15 protein-coding genes are annotated in these 26,926 nt (G+C 67.7%); 6 read left to right on the top strand and 9 right to left on the bottom strand.

Going from position 1 to position 26,926, the window contains the following annotated elements; translation table 11 throughout:
• Nucleotides 1–11: 11 nt before the first annotated feature.
• The 7 genes from ACEN9F_RS03520 to ACEN9F_RS03490 all read right to left on the bottom strand — a co-directional run bounded on the left by ACEN9F_RS03520 (nucleotide 12) and on the right by ACEN9F_RS03490 (nucleotide 12,316).
• Nucleotides 12–2,135 carry a TonB-dependent receptor plug domain-containing protein gene (locus tag ACEN9F_RS03520; protein WP_413417876.1) on the bottom strand — a complete coding sequence of 708 codons (2,124 nt, stop codon included), beginning with the start codon at nucleotides 2,133–2,135 and terminating at the stop codon, nucleotides 12–14.
• Between the two features lie 87 nt (nucleotides 2,136–2,222).
• Nucleotides 2,223–3,056 (bottom strand): hypothetical protein, encoded by an 834-nt coding sequence (locus ACEN9F_RS03515; RefSeq protein ID WP_413417874.1) that lies wholly within the window; start codon nucleotides 3,054–3,056, stop codon nucleotides 2,223–2,225.
• A complete protein-coding gene (locus ACEN9F_RS03510) occupies nucleotides 3,053–3,886 on the bottom strand; it encodes a citryl-CoA lyase (protein ID WP_413417873.1) in 834 nt (277 codons plus the stop codon). Before ACEN9F_RS03510 ends, ACEN9F_RS03515 begins: the two co-directional genes overlap by 4 nt.
• Before the next feature lie 10 nt (nucleotides 3,887–3,896).
• Nucleotides 3,897–5,804, bottom strand: a complete 1,908-nt coding sequence (locus ACEN9F_RS03505; RefSeq protein ID WP_413417871.1) for a thiamine pyrophosphate-binding protein — start codon at nucleotides 5,802–5,804, stop codon at nucleotides 3,897–3,899.
• Nucleotides 5,805–6,050: 246 nt separating this feature from the next.
• A complete protein-coding gene (locus tag ACEN9F_RS03500) occupies nucleotides 6,051–10,145 on the bottom strand; it encodes an EAL domain-containing protein (protein WP_413417869.1) in 4,095 nt (1,364 codons plus the stop codon).
• 27 nt (nucleotides 10,146–10,172) lie between these two features.
• Nucleotides 10,173–11,282 carry an ABC transporter substrate-binding protein gene (locus tag ACEN9F_RS03495; RefSeq protein ID WP_413417867.1) on the bottom strand — a complete coding sequence of 370 codons (1,110 nt, stop codon included), beginning with the start codon at nucleotides 11,280–11,282 and terminating at the stop codon, nucleotides 10,173–10,175.
• Nucleotides 11,283–11,392: 110 nt separating this feature from the next.
• Nucleotides 11,393–12,316 carry an ABC transporter substrate binding protein gene (locus ACEN9F_RS03490; protein WP_413417865.1) on the bottom strand — a complete coding sequence of 308 codons (924 nt, stop codon included), beginning with the start codon at nucleotides 12,314–12,316 and terminating at the stop codon, nucleotides 11,393–11,395.
• 148 nt (nucleotides 12,317–12,464) lie between these two features.
• Here ACEN9F_RS03490 and ACEN9F_RS03485 point away from each other — a divergent pair, with 148 nt between their 5' ends.
• The 6 genes from ACEN9F_RS03485 to ACEN9F_RS03460 all read left to right on the top strand — a co-directional run bounded on the left by ACEN9F_RS03485 (nucleotide 12,465) and on the right by ACEN9F_RS03460 (nucleotide 23,694).
• Nucleotides 12,465–13,847: an MATE family efflux transporter gene (locus ACEN9F_RS03485; protein WP_413417863.1), complete on the top strand. Its 1,383-nt coding sequence runs from the start codon at nucleotides 12,465–12,467 to the stop codon at nucleotides 13,845–13,847.
• A gap of 188 nt (nucleotides 13,848–14,035) precedes the next feature.
• Entirely contained in the window at nucleotides 14,036–15,970 is a 1,935-nt protein-coding gene (locus ACEN9F_RS03480) for a TonB-dependent receptor plug domain-containing protein (RefSeq protein ID WP_413417861.1), read from the top strand.
• 2 nt (nucleotides 15,971–15,972) lie between these two features.
• Nucleotides 15,973–16,554: a YfiR family protein gene (locus ACEN9F_RS03475; protein ID WP_413417859.1), complete on the top strand. Its 582-nt coding sequence runs from the start codon at nucleotides 15,973–15,975 to the stop codon at nucleotides 16,552–16,554.
• Nucleotides 16,551–19,604 (top strand): response regulator, encoded by a 3,054-nt coding sequence (locus ACEN9F_RS03470; RefSeq protein WP_413417857.1) that lies wholly within the window; start codon nucleotides 16,551–16,553, stop codon nucleotides 19,602–19,604. The genes ACEN9F_RS03475 and ACEN9F_RS03470 overlap by 4 nt, the downstream gene beginning before the upstream one ends.
• Nucleotides 19,601–22,288: an EAL domain-containing protein gene (locus tag ACEN9F_RS03465; protein WP_413417855.1), complete on the top strand. Its 2,688-nt coding sequence runs from the start codon at nucleotides 19,601–19,603 to the stop codon at nucleotides 22,286–22,288. The genes ACEN9F_RS03470 and ACEN9F_RS03465 overlap by 4 nt, the downstream gene beginning before the upstream one ends.
• The gene (locus tag ACEN9F_RS03460) at nucleotides 22,285–23,694 is read left to right on the top strand and encodes a hypothetical protein (RefSeq protein ID WP_413417853.1); all 1,410 of its coding nucleotides are present in this window, start codon (nucleotides 22,285–22,287) and stop codon (nucleotides 23,692–23,694) included. The genes ACEN9F_RS03465 and ACEN9F_RS03460 overlap by 4 nt, the downstream gene beginning before the upstream one ends.
• On the opposite strand, the gene ACEN9F_RS03455 is transcribed toward ACEN9F_RS03460, so the two are convergent.
• Both ACEN9F_RS03455 and ACEN9F_RS03450 read right to left on the bottom strand, forming a co-directional pair.
• Nucleotides 23,691–24,791: a tryptophan 7-halogenase gene (locus ACEN9F_RS03455; protein WP_413417852.1), complete on the bottom strand. Its 1,101-nt coding sequence runs from the start codon at nucleotides 24,789–24,791 to the stop codon at nucleotides 23,691–23,693. The genes ACEN9F_RS03460 and ACEN9F_RS03455 overlap by 4 nt on opposite strands.
• On the bottom strand, nucleotides 24,788–26,659 hold the full coding sequence (locus ACEN9F_RS03450) for a LodA/GoxA family CTQ-dependent oxidase (protein WP_413417851.1): 1,872 nt from the start codon (nucleotides 26,657–26,659) through the stop codon (nucleotides 24,788–24,790). Before ACEN9F_RS03450 ends, ACEN9F_RS03455 begins: the two co-directional genes overlap by 4 nt.
• Nucleotides 26,660–26,926 lie beyond the last annotated feature (267 nt).

Below are 26,926 nucleotides of genomic sequence, written 5' to 3'. Positions count from 1 at the left end.
GGCCCGAGCACTTACAGCTTGTACGACGCCTGTATCGAAATAGTGCGCGGCGCCATCGGCATATCGTACGGAATGGTCAGGCCAGGACCCGGACTAGGTTCGCGCACATCGGCGCTGAAGACATTGCGCAGCGCCGCCGTGAAGTTCCACTGGTTGCGCCCGTTGCGGGTGGCCAGCGTCAAGTCCAGCGTGGTGTAGTCGTCGATCGCGGAGCGCGCGTCGCCAAACGCGCGCTTGCGGCCCGCGACCCAGTTCAGCTGCGCACCGGCCTGGTAACCACTGGCGAAGCTCCAGTCGGCGCGGCCGAACAGGTGGTTGTGCGGCGCGTAGCCGGCGTCGGTGTTGGTGGTCTCGTCGACCGAGCGCTGCCAGGCGTAGTTGCCCGACAGCCGCAGGTCGCGCGTCACCGTCCAGTTGGATTCCAGCTCGATGCCATGGCCCTTCTGATTGCCGGTGTTGGCGTAGGTGGCGCCGGTCCCCGGTGTGGCGTTGGTCACGGTGCGGATGATGTCCTTCATGTCGTAGCGATAGAAGGTCAGGTTCACCGTGGCGTCGGCGCGGGCTTGCCAGGCGAACGACAGTTCGGTGGTGGCGTTGCGCTCCGGCTTCAGGTTAGGATTGCCGATCGCGACCGGATTGGTGATGCCATAGCTTTCCGAAAACGACGGCGCGCGGAAGGCGCGGCCGTACAGCAGCTTGGCGGTCAGGTCGAAGCTGGCGTCCCACACCAGCGCCAGGCGCGGATTGGTGGTGTCGCCGAAGTCGGAGTAGTGGTCGTGGCGCACCCCGGCCGTCAGGTTCCAGTCCTTGGCGAAGTTCCATTCATCCTGCACATACAGGTAGTCGATCTTGCGCCGCTGCGGCCGCAGGAAGGGCGTGGTGAACGTGGTCTCGACCACCGCCGGCAGCGGAATCGGCGTGCCGTTGGCGGCGTAATTGAAGTTGCGATACTCGCGCACGCGGTACAGGTCGATGTCGTCATGGCCGGCGCCGATGCGCACATGGTGGCCGGCCAGGCCGCTGTAGTCGGCATAGCCGGACAGGCGGTAGGTCCGTTCCCAGGTCTCGGGAGCGCCTACCATGCCGTTCGGGAAAGTCCCGGTGGGGAAGGCGGCGCCGGCCGGCAGCAGGCGGTACAAGACCGGCACTTCCTGCGAATACTGCTGGGTGCTGAACCCGGCGCCCAGGCCCCAGTCGCGCGTGACCAGCGGCTCGGCCCAGTTCAGGCTGGTGGTGATGCGTTCGCTGCGCTGGCGCCCTACCGGGTCGAGCGCGAAGGCGATGCCGGCGCCGGTGCCCATGTCGTAGCGCTTCTTGTAGCCGAAGCGGGCCCGCCACTGGCCGTAGACCAGGTCCAGGTTGGCGTCGGCGGACTTGACCTGGTTGTTCAGGGCGCCGGGCGCCAGACTGGCGTGGGTCTTGAACAGGGTATCGTTGCGGGTTTGGGCGTCGGCGCCGATGGTGCTGTCGAGACCATCGGTCGCGCCCATGCGCACATAGGCCGCCACCTCGACCGGGCCCAGCTTGCCGCCATGCTGGAGCCAGGCGTCGCGGGTCTGGAAGGTGCCGACCCGCGCGCCGAGTTCGGTTCCTTGCGCCTCGGCGCTGCCTTTGGTGATGATGTTGATGACGCCGGAGAACGCGTCCGAACCGTACAGCGCGGAACCCGGGCCGCGGATGATTTCAATCCGCGAGATATGCTCGACCGGATAGCCGCCCCACAGGTTGCCCTTGTTGCCGATGAAGGCGGTGGTGATCGGCACGCCGTTCTGCAGCATCAGTACCTGCGGGGTGTAGGCGCTGACGATGCCGCGCACCACATATAAAGGGTTGTTGCTGTTGGGGCCGCGGTTGACGTGGACCCCGGGAACGGTTTCCAGCACCTGGTCGAGGTCGGTGGCGCCCATGGCGGCGATGTCGGCCGCCGTGATGACCGAGGCCACCGCCGGCGCGCGGCGCAAGGCCAGCAGGTTGCCGGTGGCGATGCTGACGCTGTCGCTGTCGCCATACACCAGGCTCAGCTCGTCTTCTTCACTGGCGGCCGGGCCGCTGGCCTGGGCGTCAAGGGCTTGTGCCGAAGGCAGGGCCAGTGCGGCAGCCAGCCAGAAAGGGGACGCGTAGTAAGACTTCAACATCCGTTCTCCAAGGATATATTTTTGTTCATTGTAGCCGCAGCAAACGCAATCTTGGGCAAAAAAGCAGCCCAAGTTGCTTGCGTGTTGCTATCTGCGCATCCAGGGACGGGCGGCGGGTCCGTTGTAGGCCACCGCGCCGCATGGCGTGGGGAACAGCGTGCCCTCAGGTTTTTCCATCGCTTCCGCCACGCAGGGCGCCATGCCGCCGAGGAAAACCGGCACCCGCAGCAATTGGTACTGGCGCAGCGTCAGGCCCATGTCGGCCACCAGCGCCGCGTGCGGCGCCGCGAAATTCATGCGCAATTGCGGGTAGCGCGTCAACAACACTTTCTCGATCTCGAAGGCCAGCGCCAGGTGCGGCCCCTGGCGCATGCCCAGCCGCTCGGCGACGGCCATGACCACCGGGATGCGTTCGTCCGTCGAGCTGATCGGCCGGCCGTAGCCGTAGATCCTGGTGCGCTCGACCTCGGCCCAGACCACGTCTTCCAGCGCCTCGCCGGCGGCGACCCTGGCCAGCGTGGTTTGCAGGAAGCGCATCGAGCGCAGCGCCGCCTTGCCGCCGTACACGGTGGCCTCGGACACGGCGGCGCCGGCGATCATGCCGAGATTGGCGCTGCTGCGGGCGTTGGCGGCCAGCGCCGCCACCCGGTTGTTCCACAGCCGGGCATCCGGGTAGCTGGTGCTGACCCACAAGGCCTGCACCATTTCAATGTGTTCCGGCGGCAGCTGGCGGCCGGTCACGCCGTAGGCGTAAAGCGCCACCCATTCCATCCGCTGCAGGTCGCGGTGCAGGTTGTGGCCGCGAAACACCGCGTGGCTGCCCGGGAAGGCGGCGCCTACGCCGGTGCGCAACACGCCGGCATGCTGTTGCAGGAAGTCGGGGCCGCGCATGCCGTCCTTGTCGCTGGTATGGTCCCTCATGCTGCCTCCTTGGGCGTGGCGGCCGGGTCGAGCTCCAGCCGGTAGAACGGGAAGTGCTTGAAGCCGACCGCCTGCTGCTCCAGCGCGTGGGCGGCCGCGCCGGGCAGGCGCAGCAGCAGGTACAGCATCTCGCCCTGGTCCGGGCTGAAGCCCAGGTCGTGCAGCGCGCAGGCGGCCACGCCGCTGATGGCCAGCGGCAGGCCGATGGCCAGCGCCGCCTGGTCCAGGCTGGCATGCAGCCAGTCGATGCCGGGCCCGGCGCCCAGGCCGGCCAGCGTGGCGGCCAGCTGGCGCACCGGCAGCGGCGTGCCGGCGCCGTACGGGTCGAAGCCCGGCACATGGGCGCGCTCCGGGAACACCTCCACCGGGTCGCCGGCGCTGGCGACCAGATAGCCTTGCCAGGCCGCCAGGTCGGGGCCGCAGCGCTGCCACATGGTCATGGCGTCGTGCACTTCGCGCGCGCCGCCGTTGCGGCCCGCGCCGACGGCCAGCGCGGCGATCAGCGCCGACGCGGCCGGCGAACCGCCGATGCCGGCGCACATGGCGGCGTGCACCGACGGGTCGCGCGGGCCGGGATTGGCCAGCGCCACCGCCAGCGCCTCCAGCACGTCGAGCTGGCGCGGCGCGGCCGGCAGCTCGGGCCGCATCAGCAGCCACAGCATGTCGACCCAGCGCGCCCGGCCGACCATCTCGCCGTGCACGTCGTAGCCGCGGCAGCGCGCGCTATGGGCGGCGAAAGGGTTGTCGGCCTCCGGCGTCTCGTGCCAGATGGCGGTGTGGATCAAGTCCTTGGGCGACGGCGCGGACGCGGTGCCGGTAGAAATTGCCATGCTGCGCTCCTTATTCGCCGCCGTTCAGCAGCACGCGCAGGCGGCTGCCCATCGGCGGCACCGCCTCGGGATCGATCTGCACGTCGAGCAGCGTCGGGCCCGGGTGGTTGCAGATGGCCTTGATGTCCAGCGCCTGCAGGTCGGCCGCCGAGCGGATCGTGTGGCCGCGCCCGCCCAGCGCGCGCGCCAGCCCGGCGAAGTCGGTCGGCGGCAGGGCGAAGGCGATCTGCTCGCCGCCGCCCAGGCGCTGGCCGTGCTTGACCATGCCCAGCGCGGCGTCGTTCAAGATCACGAACACCACGCACTGCTGTTCCGCCACCGCCACCGACAGCTCCTGGCCGCTCATCAGCATGCTGCCGTCGCCGGTGATGCACACCACCGGCGCGCTCGGATTGCCGGCCGCCGTGCCGACCGCCGCGCCGATCGCCCAGCCCATCGGCGCGAAGTGCGACGTCAGGCGCAGCCAGCCGCCGGTGCTGCGGCGCTTGCCCAGCTCGCGCGGACCGTCGTCGAAGCCGGTGCGGCGCTCGCCGAGGCGGCGGTCGCGCGGCTGCAGGTAGTGGATGGCCCAGGCCGCGCTGCTGCCGGCGTCGGCCAGGAAGCGGGTGCCGTGCGGGAACAGGCAACCCAGCTCCTTCATCAGGCGCTGCGGCTTGATCGGCACGGCGTCGCTGTCGAAGGCGGCGGCGTCGGCCATGATGGAGGCCGGCTGCCAGCGCGCGCAGGCTTCGGCCCGCAGCGCGCGGCGGCGCTCGCGGGCCAGGCAAGCCTTGGCCGGGGCGGCGGCGCGTTCCGGCGACGCCTCGATCACGGCCTGGCCGTCGCTGACGATGCCGTCGACCAGGTGGCTGAACAGGGCCGCCAGCGCGCCGCGCACATGCAGGCCGGCCATCGGCGTGCGCGCCAGGTGTTCCTCGGTGTTGCCGATGTGGACCAGGCGATTGTTGAGCAGGCTGTCGCTCCAGCCGCCGGTGTCCCATTCGCCCATGCTGCAGCCGGCCGCCAGGATCAGGTCGACGGACGGATCGCGCAGCGCGGCGTCGGCCGTGGCGTGGCCGCCGAAGCCGAAGGTGCCGCGGTACAGCGGATGGCGCGGATTGACCAGGCCCTTGCCGTCGGTGGTGGCGATGAAGGTGGCGCCTTCCAGGTCGGCGAACTGCAGGATCGAGTGGATGGCGTCGCCGCAACCGCCGCCGATCAGCATCACCACGTTGCGCGCCTTGGCCAGCTGGACGCGCAGCTTGTCGATCGACGCATGGTCGATCAGCCCGGCCGGACCCTGCAGCGCCGCCAGGTCGTAGCTCGGCGCGCGCTGCTTGCTCGGCGCGCGGAACACGTCGGACGGCACGCTCAGGTGGACCGGGCCGGGCGTGCCGTGGCTGGCATGCTGCAGTGCGGTGGCCAGCTTCCATTCCAGCTGGTCCGGGTGCGACACCATGGTGTTGTAGCGGGTGCAGTGGCGGAACATCGCCAGCACGTCGATGCCGGTGCACGACGATTCCTGCAGGCCGGTCTTGCCGAACGAGGGCAGGTTGGGCTGGGCCGTGATGACCAGCACCGGGATGCCGTTGGCGTGCGAGGTGGCGACCGCCGTCAGCATGTTGGTCGCGCCCGGCCCGGAGGTGGACATGCAGACGCCGAGCTTGCCGGTTTCGCGGGCATAGCCGTCGGCCATGAAGGCCGCGCCGGCTTCGTTGCGGGCGACGATCTGGCTCAGGTTGCCGCCGCGGCGCTGGTTGCGGGCGATGGCGTTGTACAGCGGTTCGATGGCGCCGCCGGGCACGCCGAAGATGTAGTCGACCCCCAGTTGTTCGAGGTAGGCGACCAGCAGGTCGGCCATGTCCATGGCGTGGGTGGCGGGGGCGGTGGTGACAGGACGTGAGTTCTCCTGCCGGTCTAATTCAGCATTATCAAACATTACGGGTTCCTAAATTGGGCAACTCGGCTTGTGGGTTAAGCCGGAAAAATAAACTAGCAGGCTGGCAACACAGATTGTTCTCAAACAATAAATGTTGCAGTGCGAGATCATAGCTTAAAAATAAGGCAAAGTGTGAGAATCAGTGAGAATTCTACAAATATTTTCATTTTGTGTATTTTGCCCTGGACGAAAAAAAAGCCGGAAGCGGTGGCTTCCGGCCGGTGGCGGCGCGACGTTCGAGGGCGATCAGGCGCGCGCGGCGGCGGCCTCGCGCTGGCGTATCAGTGCGGCGAACTGGTCGGCCGGGACCGCCGCGCTCAGGTGGTAGCCCTGCATCAGGTCGCAGTTGCGACCGCGCAGGAAGGCCAGCTGGGCCTCGGTCTCCACGCCCTCGGCCACCACCTCCAGGCGCAGGCTGTGGGCCAGCGCGATGATGGCGGTGACGATGGCCATGTCGTCGGCGTCCTGCGGCACGTCGCGCACGAAGGAGCGGTCGATCTTGATGATGTCGACCGGGAAGCGCTTGAGGTAGGACAGCGACGAATAGCCGGTGCCGAAGTCGTCGATCGACAGCCGCACGCCCAGCGAGTGCAGGCGGTGCAGCGCGGCCAGCGTGTCCTGGGCGTTTTCCATCAGCGTGCTCTCGGTGATCTCCAGCTCCAGCAGGTGCGGCGCCAGGCCGGTGTCGGCCAGCACCGCCTCGACCGAGGCGGCGAAATCCTTTTGCAGCAGCTGGCGCACCGACAGGTTGACCGCCACCCGCAGCGGCGGCAGGCCGGCGCGGATGAATTGCTGCAGCTGGGCGCAGGCGGTGCGCAGCACCCAGTCGCCGAGCGGATTGATCAGGCCGGTTTCCTCGGCCAGCGGGATGAAGTCGACCGGCGCGATCATGCCGCGGCTCGGGTGGCGCCAGCGCACCAGCGCCTCCATGCCGACGATCTTGCCGTCGGCCAGGCGGGCCTGCGGCTGGTAATGCACTTCGAGCTGCTGTTCCTGCTCCAGCGCGCGCCGCAGGTCGCTCTCCAGCCGCACGTGCTCGGAGATCGAATGCTCCATCGACGACTCGTAGAACTGGAAGCCGCTGCTGGTGCGCTTGGCGCGGTACATGGCGCTGTCGGCGTGCTTGACCAGGGTGGCGACGTCGCCGCCGTCGTGCGGATACATGGCGATGCCGACGCTGGCGGTGACGAAGATGTCGTGGCCGTCGACCGGGAACGGCGCGGCCAGCGTGCGCACGATGTTGTGGGCCGCCGTGGCCGCCGCCGCCGGGCTGTCGAGTTCGTTGAGCACGACGGTGAATTCGTCGCCGCCCAGGCGGGCCACGGTGTCGTCGCCGCGCACGGCGGCGCGCACGCGCTTGGCCACGGCCTGCAGCAGGCGGTCGCCGACATGGTGGCCGAGGTTGTCGTTGACGTACTTGAAGCGGTCCAGGTCCATGAACAGCACGGCGACCTGGCGGCCGTCCTGGCTGGCCTGCTCGATGCTCTTGCCCAGCAGCTCGAAGAACAGCGTGCGGTTCGGCAGGTTGGTCAGCACGTCGTTGTAGGCCAGGTGGCGGATGCGCTTTTCCGCGCGGTTGGCCTCGATGATGCGGCGCACCCGCTGCGACAGCACGGCGTAGTGGATCGGTTTCGGGATGTAGTCGCTGGCGCCGGCCGCGAAGGCGCGCTCGACCGACGAGTTGTCCTGCAGCGCGGTGATCATCAGCACCGGGATGTCGCCGCCGTTGGGCAGCTCCTGCATGCGGGCGCAGGCGGTGAAGCCGTCCATCACCGGCATCATGGCGTCCATCAGGATCACGTCCGGCTGGAAGCGCGCCAGCATCGCCAGCGCCTGGGCGCCGTCGGCCGCCTCCTCGACGCGGAAACCGTCACGCTGCAGCGTGTGGCGCAGCGTGCTGCGGGTGCTGCGGTCGTCGTCGACCACCAGCACCTGCGGCGTGTCGTCGGCGGCCGGGTGGACGTCGGCGTGGACGCCGCCGATTTCGCCGTGCAGGAAGGCGGCCAGCGTCTCGTAGTGGGCGCGCAGCGGCGCCAGCAGCGGCAGGATCTGCGCCGCCTCGCGGGCGGCGGCGAGCTGCTCGGCCTGGAACGCCAGGCCGGCCAGCGTGTCGGCGCCGAAGTTGCCCGACGAGCCTTTCAGCGCGTGGGCGCGGGCGCGCGCGGTGTCCATGTCGCCGGCGTGCACCGCCTGCTCCAGTTCATCGAGGCAGCCGGGCGTGTCTTCCAGGTAGGGCATGACGGCGTGCGGCAGGGTATCGCCCAGCACCTCGCGCAGCTTGTCGAACACCGCCGGGTCGACCGGGCTGGGGCCGGCCGCGACGCCGGTGCGCGGCGCCGCGTGCTGCGGCGCCGCCGGCAGGCCGCCGTGCGGCAGCCATTTTTCCAGTTTCTGGCGCAGCTCGACCAGCGTGATCGGCTTGGCCAGGTAATCGTCCATGCCGGCCGCCAGGCATTTCTCGGCGTCGCCGACCTGGGTGTTGGCGGTCATCGCCACCAGCGGCGTGCGGCGGCCCAGCGCCAGCTCGGCCAGGCGGATGTGGGCGGTGGCTTCGTAGCCGTCCATTTCCGGCATGCTGCAATCCATCAGGATTAGGTCGAAGCGTTCGCGCTGCGCGGCGCGCACCGCCTCGACGCCGTCGGCGGCGAATTCGCAGACGCAGCCGTTCATCGCCAGCATGCCGGCGGCCACCATCTGGTTGGTGCGGTTGTCTTCGGCCACCAGCACCCGGAACTGGCGCTCCGGCTGCGGGGCGGGCAGGGCGGCCGGCGCCGGCGCGGCGGTTGCGCTGGTGCCGGCCGCGACCGCGCGCAGCGGGAAGGCCAGCTCGCCTTGCACCGGCGCCGGACGGCAGCGGATCGAGAAGCTGAAGCTGGTGCCGCTGCCGGGCACGCTGTGCACGCCGATCTGGCCGCCCAGCAGTTCGACCAGCTGCTTGCAGATCGCCAGGCCGAGGCCGGTGCCGCCGAAGCGGCGCGTGGTGGCCGGATCCGGCTGCACATAGGCTTCGAACAGGTGGCGGCGGACGTCCTCGGTCATGCCGATGCCGGTGTCGCGCACTTCGAAGCCGAGGCCGAATTGCTGGCCGGCGTCCGCCGGCGCCAGCGCGATGCTGACCGCCACCTCGCCCCGTTCGGTGAACTTGACGGCGTTGCCGATCAGGTTGATGAGGATCTGGCGCAGGCGCAGCGAGTCGCCGCTGATGCGTTCCGGCACGTCCGGGGCGATGGTCCAGCCCAGGCCCACGCCTTTTTGCTGGGCCGGCCGGGCCACCAGTTCCATCACTTCGGCCATCAGCGTGGCGAGGTGGAACTCGGTTTCCTCCAGCTTCAGCTTGCCCGCCTCCATCTTGGAGAAATCCAGGATATTGTTGATCAGCGCGATCAGCGTGCGCGAGGAATTCCACGCCACGTCGACGAACTCCTGCTGGCGCGGGTTCAAGCGGGTTTCCTTCAGCATGTCCAGCATGCCGACCACGCCGTTGAGCGGGGTGCGCACCTCGTGGCTGACGGTGGCGGCGAACTGCGCCTTCATCTGCGCCATGTTGACGGCGGCGTCGCGCGAGTCCTTGAGTTCGGCCTCGCGCTGCTCCAGCACGTTCATCATCTGGTTGAAGGCGTGCGCCATCTCGATCAGGTCGCGCGGCCCGGCCGGCGCGGCGCGCATGCCGGATTCGCCGGACTCGGCGCGGCGCATCAGGGTCGACAGCGCGTTGAGCGGATTGATCATGTGGCGCGTCAGCAGGCGACCCAGCACCAGCAGCACCACGGCGAACGACAAGGTCAGCGCCAGGTTGCCCAGCAACAGCGACCAGGTCAGCTTCTTCAGCGTGTCCTTGGCGATCTGCACGTAGACGTAGCCCAGCAACTGCTGCTGGTGTTCCTGCAGCTCGAACGGCGAGGCCTCGGCCTGGCCGCCGTACACCGGCGCGGCGAACAGCCAGCCGTCGGCGTTCTCGCCGACCAGCCCCGCATGGGTGGGCTGGGCCTGGGAAATGATGGACGGATCCAGCGTGGCGCCGCCCTGTACGCGCGACAGCAGCACCTTGCGCTTGGCGTCCATGATCTGCAGGCCGGCGACGTCGGGGAAGGACAGCGTCGAGTTGACCACCTCGCGCGCGTTCTCGGCCGAGTGGAACAGCAGCGCCAGCGTGCTCTGGCGCGCCAGGTTGTCGGCGATGCGCTGGCCCTGGCCGAGGAAATAGTCGCGCATGCGGGAATTGGCTTCCCAGGAATTCATCAGCGCCGAGAACACGGCCAGCCCGAGAATGGCGCCTGAAACGATGATGGTCAGCTGACGCTGAAATCCGGTACGGCGTAAAAAATTGCGGAACATTTTCATCTAGTTCAGGAATCCAGGTGTCCGGCGTCAGGGTTGCGGATAAACGAAATCGAAACTGCGCTGCTGCAGCGCGCCCAGCTTGATGCCGATGTGGCTGGCGGTGCGCAGGTTGATCGCCGTCTGCAGCTCGCGCAGCGGCACCAGCGTGCGGCGCCGCACCTCACCGGCCATCACGCCCATCGCCGAGGCGGCCAGCGTGCGGCCCAGCTCGACGTTGTCGGGCACCATCGCGAACAGCGCGCCTTTCTTCACATGCAGCACATTGCTGGAGAACAGCGGCACGTTGCTGTTCCAGGATTCCTTCAGCACCAGCGGCAGGATGGTGCTTTCCTCGACGGTGGTGCTGTCGTGCGGCAGCCAGACGGCGTCGTGGCGGTTGTCGGCGCCGCCGATCAGCTGGGTGTACAGCTTGGCCGCGCTGGCCAGGTCGCCGGCCACGTGGGCCGACAGCTCCAGCCCCTGGGCCTTGGCCGCCTCGCGCGCCAGCTTGACCAGCCATTCGGATTTCTGCGGGTTGTAGACCACGATCACGCGGCGCAGCTCGGGCAGCAGCACGCGCAGGCGCGAGAACAGCATGGCCGGGTCGGGCGTCATGCTGATGCCCATCACGTTGTCGGACTCGGACAGCAGCAGCACGCCGCCGGCCAGCACCGAGATCTCGCGGTCCAGCCCGGCGGTGGCGTTCAAGCCCTGGCGGCCCAGCGCGATCACCACCTTGGTGCCGGTGCGCTTCAGCGCGGCGTTCAGTTCGGCGGTGTCGACCCTGGGGTCGACCGGATAGCTGCGCACCTTGAGCTTGATGCGGTCTTCTATGCCTTGGATCATGGCGACAAAGGCCGAGCGGAACGGCTCGTCGACGTTCGGGTAGACCACGGCGATGCTGCCCTTGCCGAGCGAGGCTTGCACTTCCGGCCGGCGCAGTTGGTCTTCCAGCTGGGCCAGCGTGACGGGGCGCACGTCCGCGCGCAGCGGCGCCGGCACGGTGACGGTGTCGAGCGTGTCGAACAGCATGCCGCCCGCGCCCGCCAGGCCGGCGTCCGGCGCGGCGCTGGACGGCAGGGTGGACCCGGAGGCGAAGGCGGCGCCGGCGAGCAGCAGGGAAACGGCGGCGAGAAGGGCGGTTATTGTGTTTTTCATCATACTATCGTTGCTGCACCTGCACGCCCGGAGAGCGTTGTAAAGATGCCCCCATAGTATAAGGCGAGTCTTTGCAAATCGGAAAGAAATTTGCCTACTGAAACTCATGGCTACGGTTGGGGAAACACGGCGTCGAAGTTCCGTTGTTGACTTGCGACAAGATTTAAGCCGATGTGGCTGGCGGTCCGGGTGTTCAGCGCGGCCCGCACGGCCCGCAGCGGCGCCACGCCGCGCCGCACCGGCTCGCCGTTCTGGATCGCCAGCGCCAGCACGGCCAGGTCGCGTCCCAGCTGGACATTGTTGGGATACAGGCCGAACAGCACGCCGCGCTTCACGTGCAGCACGCTGCTGGAAAACACCGGCAGGCTGCGGCCCCAGGATTCCTTCAGCACCATCGGCAGGATGGTGGTTTCCTCGGCGGTGACGGCGTCCTGCGGCAGCCACAGCGCGTCGTGGCGGCCGTCGGCGCTGGCTAGCTGGGCCTCGTAAATGCGGGCCGCGTCGGCCAGCGTGGCCGCCTCCAGCGCCACCAGCTCCAGCCCCTGCGCGCGCGCCGCCTCGCGCGCCAGCCGTATCAGCGCCTCGTTGGCCTGCGGGTTGTAGACCACGATCACGCGGCGGATGGCGGGCAGCAGGTTCTTCAGCAGTCCGAACAGCAGCGCCGGGTCGGGCGTCAGGCTGATGCCGCTGAGGGCGCCGCCCCGTTCGGCCTCCGGCGCCGCGCCGACGCCGCCCACCACCACGCCGGTGGCCGGATCGAGCGTCTCGGCCGCCCTCAGGCCCTGGCGGCCCAGCGCGATCACCACCTTGCCGCTTTTCATGATGGCGCGCACGTCGACCGGCTCGCGCGCCAGCGCGATGCCGCGCACCTTGGCCTTGGACTGCTCCTCGATGCCCTGGATGATTTCGGCGAACACCGTGCGATAGGGCTCGCCGATCTCCGGGTACAGCACCGTCAGCGACTGGGTGCGTCCGGGCACGCTGAACAGCAGCAGGGCGGACAGGCAGGCAACGCGGGTGCTAGTAAATGGCACGATACGAGTCAGGGGGCGGATGGCAATGCACGCAGTGTACCCTTTTGCCGCGATAGATTTTTTAAATAATGAAAATGAAAGCGCTTCCACATGTTATAAACTAGAACTATTTGGCAACACCAATTTACTTGACGAAGACCTGATTTCCATGCCTGCCACCAAAACGCCGATCCGCACGCCGCCCATGTTCAATCTTGCCTGGCCGCTGCTGGTCGAGCTGGGGCTGGCGATCGCCTCCAGCGTGGTCGGCACGGCGCTGGCCTCGCGCATCTCGGACGAGGCCGGCGGCGCCTTCGCCATCGCCAGCCAGGTCTCGGCGGCGCTGTTCATCTTGTTCCGCATCATCGGCGCCGGCGTCAGCGTGGTGGTCACGCAAAACCTGGGCGGCGGCCAGCGCGACATCGCCAACCGGGTCGCCTGCGCGGTGGTCGGCGCCAGCACTTGGCTGGGGGCCTTCACCGGCCTGATGGCGCTGCTGGGCGCCAACGGCCTGCTGCACCTGCTCAACACCCCGGCCGAAGTGTTCCCGATCGCCGCCCCGTTCCTGATGGCGCTGGGGCCGGCCATGCTGTTCGACGCGTGGAACGCCTCGATGGCCGGCGTCATGCGCGCCCACCTGCGCACCCGCGACACGCTGGTGGTGCTGATCATCATGCACGTCAGCCATTTGCTGCTGGCGATCCCGATGATGTACGGCTGGGGACCGCTGCCGGCCATGGGCTTGCCCGGCTACGCCTTCGCGCTGGCCATCAGCCGCATGATCGGCCTGGCCCTGCATTTGCTGATGTGGCGGGTCCATCTCGGCATCACGCTGCGGCGCGATGACTGGTGGCGCCTGCCGCGCCGCGAGCTGGCGGCGGTGCTGCATATCGGCCTGCCCGGCGCGGCGGAAAACATCGCCTGGCGGCTGGCCTTCATGGTCAGCATCGCCACGGCGGCGGAACTGGGCGCCAAGGCGCTGGCCACGCAAGCCTATGTGCTGCAACTGATGGGCGGGGTGATGATGTTCAGCATCGCCACCGGGCTGGCGGTGGAAATCGTGGTCGGCTACCTGATCGGCGCCGGAAGGCTGCGCGAAGCGCACGGCGTGGTGCGGCGCTCGCTGGGGCGCGGCCTGGTGGTCTGCGTGCTGATCGCCGGCGTCGCCGCGCTGGCCGGCCGCTGGCTGCTGGGCTGGTTCACGCAGGACCAGGAAATCATCACGGCCGGCGTCACGCTGATGTGGATCACGGTGCTGCTGGAGCCGGGCCGCACCTTCAACCTGGTGGTGATCAACGCGCTGCGGGCGGCCGGCGACGCGCGCTTCCCGGTGATGGCGGGCGGCTTGTCGATGCTGTTCGTACTGGCCGGCGGCAGCTGGCTGCTGGGCGTGGTGCTGGGCTGGGGCCTGCCCGGGGTCTGGATCGCCTATGCGGCCGACGAATGGATACGCGGCCTGATCATGTGGCGCCGCTGGCAGACCCACGCCTGGGTGCCGCACGCGCGCGCCTCGCGCAAGCGCTTGCGGCCGGTCATCGTGGTCGAGGGATAGGGCCTGTTGCATTCCATACGCATCGACCCGCAATCTTGCCTGGAAAGAGAAATTCCATAAGGTAAGTGTGTTAGATTTGGTTATAGTTTTCCAACTGCGGCGCCGATGGCGAGTCTGCGGCGCGTGTTCAGGACAAAGTGCCGCCGTGCTCATCGGCGGCTACAGGGTACGCCAACCGCGAGGGCTCTATGGCCAGAAACGCCAGCTATTCATGGGGATTACTCGTTACAACCATGCTGGCCTCGGCCTCGGCGCGCGCCGAGGTGGCCGAGGCCCGGCCCATCGCAGACATGTCGCTGGAACAGCTCAGCGATGTCATCGTGACGTCGGTGTCGCGCCAGGAAGAACGGCTCAGTAACACGGCCGCGTCCATCTTCATCATCGGCGCCGGCGATATCCGCCGCAGCGGCGCGCAGTCGCTGCCCGAGGCGCTGCGGCTGGCGCCCAACCTGCAGGTGGCCCAGGTCGATGCGCGCAACTGGGCCGTCACCGCGCGCGGTTTCAACAGCCCCTTCGAGAATAAACTGCTGGTGCTGATCGACGGCCGCAGCATCTACAGCCCGCTGTTTTCCGGCGTGTTCTGGGATGCCCAGGATGTGGTGATGGAAGACGTCGAGCGCATCGAAGTGATCAGCGGGCCCGGCGCCACGATCTGGGGCGCCAACGCGGTCAACGGCGTCATCAATGTCATCACGCGCAACTCGGCCGACACCCAGGGCGGCCAGCTCAGCGCCGCCGGCGGCAGCCAGGATAGAAACGGCTCGCTGCGCTATGGCGGAACCCTGCCCAGCGGCGGCACCTATCGCGTATATGGCAAATACCAGCAGTTCGACGATACCTACACCGCCAGCGGCGGCAACACCAATTTCGGCATGCATCGCACCCAGGCGGGCTTTCGCGCCGACTGGGGCTTGCGCGATGGCGCCCTGACCGTGTCCGGCGACGGCTACCAGGGCCAGCTGGGCCAGCTCGTCGCCTTGCCGGTGCAGATCTCGGGCGCCAATCTGATGGGCCGGCTCACCCGCAAGCTAGCGTCCGGCGACAATCTGCGCGTGCAGCTGATCCTGGACCACACCGAGCGCAACCAGCCGGGCGCCTTCGTCGAGCGCCTCTCCACGCTGGACCTGGACGCCCAGCACGACCTGCGCCTGGGCCAGTACAACGTGCTGACGTGGGGCGGCGGCTACCGCCAAAGCTGGGACAGCGTGACCAACACGCCGGGACTGGGCTTCCTGCCCGGCGACTTGACGCTGCATTGGGCCAATCTGTTCGCGCAAGATGAATACACCGTCACGCCGGAGCTCAAGCTGACCGCCGGCGCCAAGGTCGAGCACAACAACTACACCGGCGCCGAATACCTTCCCAGCCTGCGCCTGGCATGGACGCCGACGGCCAGCCAGCTGGTCTGGGCCAACCTGGCGCGCACCGTGCGCGCGCCATCGCGCTTCGACCGCGACCTGCACACGCCGAGCGCGCCGATCACCATCGGCGGGCGCAGCTTCTATTTCCTCGGCGGCGGCCCCGATTTCCAGTCCGAGGTGGCCAAGGTGATCGAAGTCGGCTACCGCGCGCAGCCGATCTCGACGCTGTCCTATTCGGTGACGGCCTTCTACACCCGCTATGACAAACTGCGCACGCTGGAGCCGCAGACCAGCCCGACGGCGCCGGCGCTGAGCGTGTTCCAGAATATGGGCGAGGGCAGCTCGCGCGGCATCGAGATGTGGGGTCGCTGGCAAGCATCGCCGGTTTGGCGGCTGAACGCCGGCCTGGTGCTGCAGCACGTGCAAACCGATTTGCTGCCCGGCAGCCGCGACACCAGCGCCGGCAACGGCGGCCTGGCCACCAACGACCCCAGCCGCCACTGGCTGCTGCGCTCCTCGTACGACCTGACCGACAACAACTCGCTGGACCTGACGCTGCGCCACGTCGGAGCGCTGCCGCTGCCCGCCGTGCCGGCGTACTACGAGCTGGACGGGCAGTGGATGTGGAAACCGCAACCGAACATGGACGTGGCGCTGATCGGACGCAACCTGCTGCATCGTTCGCATCCCGAATTCGCCGCCGCCCCGGGACGCAGCGTGTTCGAGCGCAGCGTGCTGCTGAAGCTGACGTTGCGATTCTAGACGTGACGACGCGCACCGGCTTCGCTGGGATACGCAACGGCCTCATGGCCGCGCTGCTGTGCTGCCTGCTGCTGCCGCCGCCGGCGCTGGCGGCCGGCGAAGTCAGCGCGAACGGCGTCGAGGCCCAGGTGAAGGCGGCGTATATCTACCGTTTCGCCGAGCACATCGAATGGCCGCCGGCGGCCTTCGCCAGCAACGCCGCGCCGCTGGCGATCGGCGTGGTGGACGCGGACCCGGTGGCCGCCGAGCTGAACCAGCTGCGGCTGACGCGCCAGATCAATGGCCGCGCCGTGACCGTGCGCACGCTGCGTCCGGGCGATGCCGCCAGCGGCGTCCAGGTGCTGTACATCGGCGCGCTGGACGGCCCACGCCTGAAGCGGGCGCTGGAGGCCGCCCAGGCCGCGGGCGTGCTGGCCATCACGGACGGCGAGGGCACGCTGGCCGCCGGCAGCGCGATCAGCTTCGTGCAGGTCGACAACCGGATCCGGTTCGACGTTTCGGTTGCGCACGCCGAGCGCAGCGGCTTGAAGATCAGCGCCAGGCTGCTGGCGGTGGCGCATAAAATCGAGGGGGACAGGCCATGAGGTTGCAGATACGCTCGGTGCGCCGCAAGCTGCTGCTGCTGGTGCTGGCGACCAATCTGTGCGCGCTGGCGCTGGCCGGCGTCAGCCTGCTGTATCACGACCTGAGCGACAACCGCGCCACCACGGTGCGGGAACTGACCTCGATCGCCGCCATTCTCGGCCAGGGCAGCGCGCTGGCGATCGAGTTCGACGACGCCAAGGTGGCCAACGAAAACCTGGCGCTGCTGCGCGCCAATGCCAACATCCTGACGGCGGCCATCTACACCACCCGCGGCCAGCTGTTCGCCGCCTACCGGCGCGACGACTCGGCGCCGGCGCCGCCGGCCGTCCTGATGCCCGGCGACGGCGCCGAATTCGGCACCGGCGACCTCACCGTGTTCCGCCGCATCGTCGACAAGGAAGGGCTGCGCGGCACCGTCTATTTGCGCGAGCACTACGACCTGGGCGCATGGCTGCGCGGCTATCTGGCCATCCTGGCGGCGGTGCTGCTGGGCAGCCTGCTGCTCGGCCTGGGCTTGTCCTCGCTGCTGCAGCGCTGGATCTCGGGCCCGATCATGAGCGTCAGCGAGATCGCCCGCCAGGTCATGCGGGAGCGCAACTACGGCCTGCGCGCCCCCAAAGTCAGCGAGGACGAGGTGGGGCAACTGACCGACGCCTTCAACGGCATGCTGCAGACGCTGGAACACGAGATCACCGAGCGCGCCTCCGCCGAGACCGAGGTGCGCGCGCTGAACGCGGGTCTGGAAGCGCACGTGGCGGCGCGCACCGGCGAGCTGAGGGTGGCCAACGCGGCGCTGGAGGTGCGCACGGTGGAGGCGGAGGCGGCCAACCGCGCCAAGGCCGACTTCCTGGCCAATATGAGCCACGAAATCCGCACGCCGATGAACGGCATCATGGGCCTGGCCTACCTGCTGGAGCAGCGCCAGCTCGACGCCGACTCGGCCGACCTGGTGCGCAAGATCCGCAACGCCGGCCGCTCGCTGCAAGCCATCATCAACGACATCCTGGACTTGTCCAAGATCGAGGCCGGGCGGCTGGAGATCGAGCGGGTGCCGTTCGACCTGTCGGACGTGCTGGACAACCTGGCCAGCATCATGGCCGCCAGCGCCGGCGACAAGGATGTGGAACTGACGATCGCGCCGCCGCCGCGCGTCGGCCAGCTGGTCGGCGACTCGCTGCGGCTGGAACAGGTGCTGATCAACCTGACCGGCAACGCCATCAAATTCACCACGCATGGCGCCGTCAGCATCGGCCTGACGCTGCTGGAGCACGCCGACAACCGCGCCGTGCTGCGCTTCGCCGTGATCGACACCGGCATCGGCATCCCCGCCGACAAGCTGCAGCACATCTTCTCGGCCTTCAGCCAAGCCGACAGCTCGACCACGCGGCGCTACGGCGGCTCCGGGCTGGGGCTGACCATCTGCCGCCATCTGGTCGAGCACATGGGCGGCGAAATCGGCGTGACCAGCGTGCCGGGGCGCGGCAGCGAGTTCTGGTTCGTCATTCCTTTCGATTGCGTGGCGGCCGGACAGGTCGAGCCGGCGGCGTTGACCAATCTCGACGTGCTGGTGGTCGACGACAGCGACATCTCGCGCGACAACATCGCCTTGATGGCGCGCGGGCTGGGCTGGCGCGCCAGCCAGGCCGTCTCCGGCACGCTGGCGCTGGAATGCGTGCGCCAGCGGCACGGCGCGGCCGGCGGCTTCGACGCCTTGCTGCTGGACTGGCAGATGCCGGGCATGGACGGCATGCAGCTGGCGCGGCAAATCCGGCTCAACTATCCAAGCGACGCGCAGCCGGTGCTGATGATGGTCACCGCCTATGCGCGCGACGAGTTGCTGCGGCAGCCCGACATCGAGCTGGTCGACGGCATACTGACCAAGCCGGTGACCAGCTCCTGCCTGTACAACGCGCTGGCGCAGGCGCTGCGGCGGCGCGCCGGCGAGGACGACCGTCCGCAGGAGCGGCCGGCCAGCTTGCGCATCGCCGGCGTGCGGGTGCTGGTGACCGATGACAGCGACATCAACCGCGAGGTGGCTTCGCGCATCCTGAGTGCCGAGGGCGCCACCGTCAGCCTGGCCAGCAATGGACAGGAGGCGGTCGACTGGCTGCGGCTGAACCCGGACGCGGTCGACATCGTGCTGATGGACGTGCAAATGCCGGTGCTCGACGGTTATGAGGCGACGCGGCTGCTGCGCGAGTCGCCGGTGTTCGCCGACCTGCCGGTCGTGGCGCTGACCGCCGGCGCCTTCAAAAGCCAGCAGGACGAGGCGCGCGAGGCCGGCATGAATGCGTTCGTCGCCAAGCCGTTCAACGTCGACGAACTGATGGAGGTGGTCCGGCGCCTGGCGCGCGTCGCCCCGACGGCGCCGGCCGCCGCCTCGCCCGTCCCGGTCCCGCACGCGGCGCCGACCCCGGCACCGTTGCCGCTGCCCGGCATCGATCTCGCGCGCGCGCTCGTGGTCTGGAAGGAACGCGAGCCGTACAGCGCCATCCTCGGCCGTTTCGCCGCCGACTTCGGCGACATCGCCGACCGGCTGGAGGCGGCACTGGCGGCGTCCGGACCATCCGGCATGGACGCGCTGTGTCATCAGCTCAAGGGCGTGGCTGGCAACCTGGCCCTGCCGGAAGTGGCCCGGGTCGCGGCGGAGCTGCAAAAGGCGGTGGCGCACGGTGGCGACGCCGCCGGGCTGATCGTGGCATTGCGCGACGCGCTCGCCACGGTACTGGAATCGATCGCCGTGCTGGCGGTGCAGGTGGCTGAGCAGGCCGCCGCCGCGCCGGCGCCGTCCACGGCCGCGCAAGATGCGGCGGGCGCCGCGCTGGACGCGCAGACCACGACGGAGCTGCTGGCCGCGCTGCTGGCCTGCCTGGACCAGGACAACCCGGACGCGGCGGCGCCGTTGCTGGCGGCGCTGGCGTCGCGACTGCCTGCCGGCGCGGCCGACGCCGTACGCTCGCGGCTGGACAACTTCGATTTTCGTGGCGCCGAGGCCGAGGTGCGCGCGCTGATCGACGCGCCGCAGGTCACTACGGGAGGTGCGCGATGACCGGCCCCATCCTCATCATCGACGACGAGCCGAGCAACCTGGCCACGCTGCGGGCCATCCTCGGCGAGGATCATCAACTGGCGTTCGCGCGCAACGGCGCCGACGGCCTGGCGGCGGCGCGCAAGCATCGCCCGGTGCTGATCCTGCTGGACGTGCAGATGCCGGACATGGATGGCTACACCGTCTGCCGCCAGCTCAAGGCGCAGGCCGACACCAGCGACATACCGGTCATCTTCGTCTCGGCAATGAGCGAAGTCGGCGACGAGGCTGCCGGCTTCGCCTGTGGCGCGGTCGACTACATCATCAAGCCGGTGTCGCCGGCGCTGGTGCGGGCGCGCGTGCGCACCCACATGTCGCTGGTCAACGCCAACCGCCTCGCCCATTATGTGCAGGAACTGGAGTCGCACCAGCTGAAAATCGCCCGGCTCAGCCGCATCAAGACCGTCCTCAGCGGCATCAACTCGGCGGTCATCCGCATCCGCGACCGCGCCGCGCTGTACAACGAGGCTTGCCGCATCGCCGCCGAGGATGGCGGCTTCGACACGGCCTGGATCGCCTTGCGCGACGGCGCCGGCATGAAGGCCGCCGCCTGGCGCGGCACCAGCCCGGAACGGCTCGACCGGTTGCTGCAGGCGATGGCGCTGGAGCCTGACGATGAGCTCAGCGTTCCGCGCCAGGCGTTGACCCATGGACGGGCGGTCTGCTGCAACGACCTGAACGCGCCGGAGCAGGGCGGCGCCGCCAGCGCCGACGCCCGCGAACAGGGCTTCCTGTCGCTGATCGCGCTGCCACTGATGCTGGGGCCGACGGCTGCCGGCGTGATGGTGCTGTATGCGCGCGATGCCGGTTATTTCGACGCCGAGGAACTGGCGCTGCTGGACGACCTCGCCGGCGACATCTCGTTCGCCATGGAATACATCGCGCAGGAGGAGCGCGTCAACTACCTATCCTACTACGACGCGGTGACCGGGCTACCGAACCACGCGCTGTTCCACGACCGGCTGGGCCAGATCATCCAGTCCGGCAAGCACGAGGGTGGCCACGCCTTCGTCTTCATGATCAACCTCGACCGCTTCAAGCGTCTCAACGACGCGCTGGGATCGCGGGTCGGGGACCGGGTGCTGCGCATCGTCGCGCAACGCCTGGTCAACGGCCTCAGCCGCCCCTGCACGGTGGCACGGCTGGCCGGCGACGTCTACGTTATCGCCGGCGCCTGCGGCGCCAACGAAAATCTGCTGCCGGTGATCGAGCACGCCGCCGAGTTGATCGGGCAGGCGATACACCTGGACGGCAACGACATCCACCTGACCGTGCATGGCGGCATCGCCAGCTACCCGCGCGACGGCGCCGACGCCGAGGCGGTGTTCCGGCACGCCGAGGCCGCGCTGAAGCAGGCCAAGGCAGGCGGCGAGCGGCTATCGTTTTATTCGCCCGAACTGAACGCGGCGATGGTGGCCAAGCTCGAACTCGAGAGCATGCTGCGCCGCGCCAGCGAGGAGCACCAGTTCGTCATGCACTACCAGCCCAAGGTCGACCTGCGGACTGGCCGCATCGCCGCCGCCGAAGCGCTGATACGCTGGATCCATCCGGTGCGCGGCATGGTCTCGCCGGCGCAGTTCATTCCGCTGGCCGAGGAGAGCGGCTTGATCCTGGAAATCGGCGCCTGGGTGATCGCCAGCGTCTGCGCCCAGCAGGCCGAGTGGGTGGCGGACGGCGTGCCGGTGGTGCCGGTGGCGCTGAACCTGTCGGCCCTGCAATTCGGCCAGGGTGACCTCGCCGTGCAGGTCGCGGATCTGCTGCAGGCACATGGGCTGAGCAGCAACCTGATCGAGCTGGAGCTGACCGAATCGCTGGTGATGCACGACCCGGCCAGCGCCGAACAGACCATGCTCCAGTTGCGCGCCCTCGGGCTGCACCTGTCGCTGGACGACTTCGGCACCGGCTACTCGTCGCTCGCCCACCTGAAGCGCTTCCCGTTCAACAGCGTCAAGATCGACCGCGCGTTCATCACCGACATCACGACCAACCCCGACGACGCCGCCATCGCCTCGGCCATCATCGCCATGTCGCATAACCTGCGCATGCTGGTCATCGCCGAAGGGGTGGAAACGGCGGCGCAACTGGAGCAGCTGCGCGCCAAGGGCTGCGACCAGATCCAGGGCTACTACTTCAGTCCGCCGATACCGGCGGCGGCGTTCGAGGCCATGCTGCGCGCCGACAAGCACATCGACCTGCCGGCGACGGCGGACGCGCAGGAGCGCACCTTGCTGATCGTCGACAATGAAGCGTTGCTGGTGGCCGCTGTCAAGCGCGCCTTGCGTTCGGAAGGGTATCGCATCGTCGCCGTGGATAGCGCGGAAGCCGCGCTGGAGGTGCTGGCGCGCACGCCGGTGCAGGTGATTTTGTGCGAGCACCGGCTTCCGGGCATGAGCGGCCCGCAGTTCCTGGCGATCGCGACGCGGCTGTATCCCGATACCATGCGCCTGATATTGAGCGGCTACACCGAGCTGGAGTCGGTGCTGGACGCGGTCAACCGCGGTGAAATCTACCGCTTCCTGACCAAACCGTGGGACGATGTGCAACTGCGGCAAAATATACGGGACGCATTCAAGCGGCATCAGCCGACGCCCGCCATGTTGCCCGCCCTTGATGGCGGACTATCACATTCAAACGATATTTCATGAAAACGCAAGCTTCCACCACCACTACTGAACAAGAACAGCGAAAAACACATCGATCCTCGCAGCCCGTGTCGTTGATGGAAAAGTCCGGCGCCATGCTGGACGACGCCCGCCCTGCGGCGGCGACACAGCAGCGTATCCAAAGAATCGCCGAGACCAGTCCACGCGCGGCGCTGCCGCAGACCATGCAAGCGATGATGGCGGCAAGCCCGCAAACGCGCCAGCTCATGTCGTCGAAAGCGATGATCAGCCAGGGCGCGAAGGCGGGAGCGGTACAACTGCGTTCATTTAATCCCTACGCGGCCGCCGATGGCAGCACGGGGCACCATATCATTCCCCACTCGGTGCTGGTCAAGAATATGGATCGCATCCCATTGGGCGAGCAGCCTGCCGTCATGTGCAAATTCTTGCCTGCGCTGGACAATCTGACGCTGGCGAACCTCATCAGCGCCGCGATCGAGGTGAACGAGGTTCCCTTTGTGATCAAGTACAACAACGTAATCATCAATAAACACAAGCTGACGAATAATCAGCCGGCGGGAATTCAGGCGGTGGCGGCAACGCCGCTGGCATCGCTGAACGGTGTGGAGAGGGGCCTGCTGACGTTTGATGACGCGACCTTCGATACCTTCACGGCGCGCTATACCGCTATCAAGGACAATACGGCCACAGACTTGACCGCCAAGGAAAAAGGGATGCTGTCGGCTTTCTATGAATGGCAGGCGGGAAATCAGTTCGCCGGCCCCTCACAGCGCTATGAGCCGGGAACCTCCGACGAATTTGATTCCGATGCCCAGTTCGCTCTGAACGACGAAGCGTACACCGCTGAGCTCAATAAAATATATAAGGTCTTGAAGCCGAATGCGGACGCTCAAACTTTAACGCCGGAGGCGCTCAAGTTGCAGCTAACCAAGCTGGCGAATCTTACCAGAGGCAAAAACGTTCCCGATGTCGATGACACGCGATGGGTGGAGCTGAACTCCGACGCACGGCAAGGTTTGTTGACAGCCATTGAAGGCTATGATCGTGTCGTGGCATCCGGCGCCATTGGAGCGAGAAACAATAATAAGAAAGTCCATAAGGACTTGATTACCTCCGTTATTACCTCCGTTGATAGTGGAAAGTTGGAAACAAAAATCAGGGACAATATGGCGGCATACAACGAACGGGGGTGGCGCTGGGTGTTGGACGATCTCAATAACAACCGCATTCCTCCAGCGATAGCGCACCCGTTCTACCCGGATTGGAGCGTGGTTGTCGCCGAGCCCAATAAGCTTAAGCTCCGGGAGCTGCCAGGGATCGCGGCGGTGCCCGTCGAGATCAATCATAAAAAATATCAGGAACCCGAACTGGTGAGCGCCTTGTGCACGCTGTTTATCGCCGGGTTGAGGAAGACATTCTCACTCTAATGCGGGGATTGCGGTAGCCGCCGCTGCCAGAAAGCCGATTGCGGCCAGCGGCGCTCCTGGCCGTAGCAATATGCCAGATGCCGCCGATAGGCGGCGCTGATGCCGGCGATCTCCTGACAATAGCCATACTGCGCCGTCGCATCGCCGGCCAAGGCGCGGTCGGCCGCTTCGGCGGCCGCCAGACCGGTGTAGAGGGCATTGAAAATGCCTTGCGAGGACAGCGGATCGAAGCTGACGGCGGCGTCGCCGGCGGCGAACCAGCCGGCGCCGGCGGCCGGCTCCAGCATGGCGGAGTGCGCGGCGGTGGTGCTGGCCGGCGTCTCGGCCGCAAAACCGCCGCGCGCCAACAGCATACCCATGCCCGGCAACGCGCGCGCTGTGGCCAGCAGCGTATCGGCGTCACGCTGACCGGACCGGGCGTCCAGGTCGGCGTCGGTATGGAAGGCCAGCACGCGGCGTTGCTCCGGCAGCGCGGCGCTGTACCACCAGCCGTGTTCGCTTGCTTCGATGTCGGAATAACCCGGAGCGGCCGCCAGCAGGTCGCGGCCGTACAGCCAGGTGCAGGCCAGGCGGTCCAGGCGTTGCCGGCGCGCACCCAGCTTGCGGGCAATCAGAGCGCCGCGTCCGCTGGCGTCGATGATGATACCGGCGTGGACCTGCACCGTGGCATGTGCGGTGCGCAGCAGCACCTGCCAGCCGCCTTCGCGTGCGTTCACCTCCTCGACATTGGCCGGCGCCAGCAGCGCGGCGCCCCGGCCGCGCGCTTCGGCGCGCAGCCACGCGTCGAATGCGTCGCGCGCCAGATGCCAGCCGTGGCCATCGAGGTCGCGCAGGAAGTGATGCTCGGTCTGCACGCCGTTCCATAACGCGCGGTTGCCGTGATAACAGCTATGGCCTTGCCGCAGGAAGCTGTCGAGCAATCCCATGTCCGCCAGCAGCCGGCCTGCGGCGGGCGGCAGGGATTCGCCGATGCGCGGCGCTGGCGTTTCTTGCCGATCCACCAGCAGCACGCGGCGGCTGCCCGCCAGGTTGAGCGCCGCCGTGGCGCCGGCGGGACCGGCGCCGACGATCAGCACGTCGGCCTGCAGGATGCTCAAGAACGATGCCGACGCAGGTGGCGTGCCTTCTCCGTATTCTCAAGGTCGATCTCCGCGAAGCCACCGGGCCGGGCGACCGTGGCCAGCAGCTTCGCGTGCGTGCCGGCCGGTAACTGCTCAACCTGCAGCACCGCCGGGAAACGGTCGACATCCGTTGGCCCGGGGCGCGCTTCCACCACGCCCATCTGGGCGATGTTGGCGACCAGATTGTTGATCCTGTCTTCGTAACCGGTATCGCCCAGTGGGCGCAGCCATTCGGCACGCTTGGCGAAAGCCTGCAGCCGCTGGTCGAGCGGCGTCTCGCGGTTCATCACGATGTCGTAGGTCTGCTTGTCCATCACCTGGTTGGGCACCCGGGCCGGCCAGAAGGTCGGCACATAGGGATCGTAGCTCTTCTGATAGCCGGAGCTGCAACTGGCGGTGTCGGTCTGCCACGGCACGGCCATCCAGCGGCTGATGCCGCCGGCGATTTGCGCCGAACAGGGACCCGAGATATTGTCCGGCGTCAGCACCGCGCCATAGTCGGGTTCGATCCAGCCCGGCGGCTGGTGGGCCAGCCGGAACGGCGCCATGTACATGCCGATCTGGCGCATCGGCCAGGTCATTTCACAGCCGGGGTGGAACGCGTCGGCCAGGCAGAACTCCATCGCGGCGCGCACCAGCATGTCGGGCTGCGCGGCCAGCGGCACCTGGTCCAGGCTGCGCGGCGGCTCGGCGTCGGGCGCGTAATCGGCGATGAAGTCGCCGCGCGCCCATTGCCCGAGGAAGCGCAGTTGCAACTCGCTCAGGGCCGCATTCTGGCGCGGCGTATCGGCCGGCGGTATCGCCATCGCGTCGCCATACAACCAGGGCCAGGGCGAGGGCGCCCAGGCATCGCGCTTGAACTGGCGGAACTGGTTGTAGATCACCTGGCGCCATTCCTTGTTGCTGACGTCCGGGCTGGCCAGCCGCAGCATCCATGCGCCCTGGCTGAACGGCGTGCTGCCTGCCCAGCCGAAGGCGGCGGCGAAGCCCGCGTTCACCCACTGTAGATTGGACAGGCGCTCGAAGATCGGCCGCAGGTCGTCCTGGAACGATGGCCGCGCCGGTGCGGCCAGCTTGCCGTTGGAGACGAACAGGTCGCGCATCAAATCCCACATGGTGCGCACCGATTTTTGCAGCGGCGCGTAGTCGGGCGGCGCCACGACGATCCAGGCCGGATCGACTTCCAGCTGGCTGCCTTGATAATGCACCGTCGCGCGCACGGGGCCGTCCGCGACATCGTCATGCCAGCCCTCGTTATTGGCGAAGGTGATCGCGCGAGCGCCGTTCCATGAGGCCGACTTGCCATGGCCGCCCAGCACGATCAGGCGGCCGGCCGCGTCGGTACGCAGTTCACCCAGATAGACCTCGGTGCCCATGAACTTGCCGTTGTCGAAGCGCGGCCCCTGGGTGTCGCGCCCGCTGACGGAGCGCTCGCCGGGCGTGATGGCGAGCAGCGAACGGTCGGCCACCGCCATATTGCGCAGGAAGGAAGAGGGCGCATCGGCGGCCTCCGGAATGTCGAGCGCGATCTGGAACTGATACCACGCCGCCTTGGTGTTGGCCAGCGTAACGTGCCACTCGATGTCGGCATTGGCGGCATCCAGTTCCGCCACCGCCTCGCCAGCCGCGTTCAGCCCGTAGATGCGGAAGCGTGCCGCCTGGCGCTTGATCGCGCCGCTGGCGTCGCGGTAATAGCCGGGCGCTTCCGGCTTGGGCGCCGTCACCTCCGGTCCCAGGTAGTACTCGGTGGGACTATTGCCGACGCGGGCGACGCCGATCGGCGGATAGATCGCTGCCTTGACAATGGTGGTATCTGCGGGAACCGTCTGGCCGGAGGCTTGCATGTTGTTCCTTTCCAATGGGTGTGATAGTTCGGGAAATATACCCGCAAAAAACCCTGGAAAAAACGCGCTTTGTCACATGGAAGTCATGCGGCGGTGGGTTTTGTCGCAACAGATTTGGTATGGGCTGAGCAGTGAATGTTCGTTTAGAGAGTGTTGCATTAATGTCGTAAAACAAACATCAATGAAACTAGTTTTGTTTGGATGGCGCCTTTATCTAAAGCTTTCTTGCTTACATTATCACCAATTGTCTCAAGGAAATAATTTAAA

The sequence above is a fragment of the Duganella sp. CT11-25 genome (genome assembly GCF_047302815.1).
GTDB lineage: Bacteria > Pseudomonadota > Gammaproteobacteria > Burkholderiales > Burkholderiaceae_D > Rugamonas.
The sequence above is the reverse complement of the archived record's forward strand: the minus strand, read 5'-3'. Positions and strand labels throughout refer to the sequence as shown.

Coding starts and splice junctions, on each gene's coding strand:
- ACEN9F_RS03520 (WP_413417876.1), bottom strand. CDS start 2,135: ATGTTGAAGTCTTACTACGCGTCCCCTTTCTGGCTGGCTGCCGCACTG.
- ACEN9F_RS03465 (WP_413417855.1), top strand. CDS start 19,601: ATGACCGGCCCCATCCTCATCATCGACGACGAGCCGAGCAACCTGGCC.
- ACEN9F_RS03450 (WP_413417851.1), bottom strand. CDS start 26,659: ATGCAAGCCTCCGGCCAGACGGTTCCCGCAGATACCACCATTGTCAAG.
- ACEN9F_RS03500 (WP_413417869.1), bottom strand. CDS start 10,145: ATGAAAATGTTCCGCAATTTTTTACGCCGTACCGGATTTCAGCGTCAG.
- ACEN9F_RS03510 (WP_413417873.1), bottom strand. CDS start 3,886: ATGGCAATTTCTACCGGCACCGCGTCCGCGCCGTCGCCCAAGGACTTG.
- ACEN9F_RS03505 (WP_413417871.1), bottom strand. CDS start 5,804: ATGTTTGATAATGCTGAATTAGACCGGCAGGAGAACTCACGTCCTGTC.
- ACEN9F_RS03470 (WP_413417857.1), top strand. CDS start 16,551: ATGAGGTTGCAGATACGCTCGGTGCGCCGCAAGCTGCTGCTGCTGGTG.
- ACEN9F_RS03495 (WP_413417867.1), bottom strand. CDS start 11,282: ATGAAAAACACAATAACCGCCCTTCTCGCCGCCGTTTCCCTGCTGCTC.
- ACEN9F_RS03485 (WP_413417863.1), top strand. CDS start 12,465: ATGCCTGCCACCAAAACGCCGATCCGCACGCCGCCCATGTTCAATCTT.
- ACEN9F_RS03515 (WP_413417874.1), bottom strand. CDS start 3,056: ATGAGGGACCATACCAGCGACAAGGACGGCATGCGCGGCCCCGACTTC.
- ACEN9F_RS03480 (WP_413417861.1), top strand. CDS start 14,036: ATGGCCAGAAACGCCAGCTATTCATGGGGATTACTCGTTACAACCATG.
- ACEN9F_RS03460 (WP_413417853.1), top strand. CDS start 22,285: ATGAAAACGCAAGCTTCCACCACCACTACTGAACAAGAACAGCGAAAA.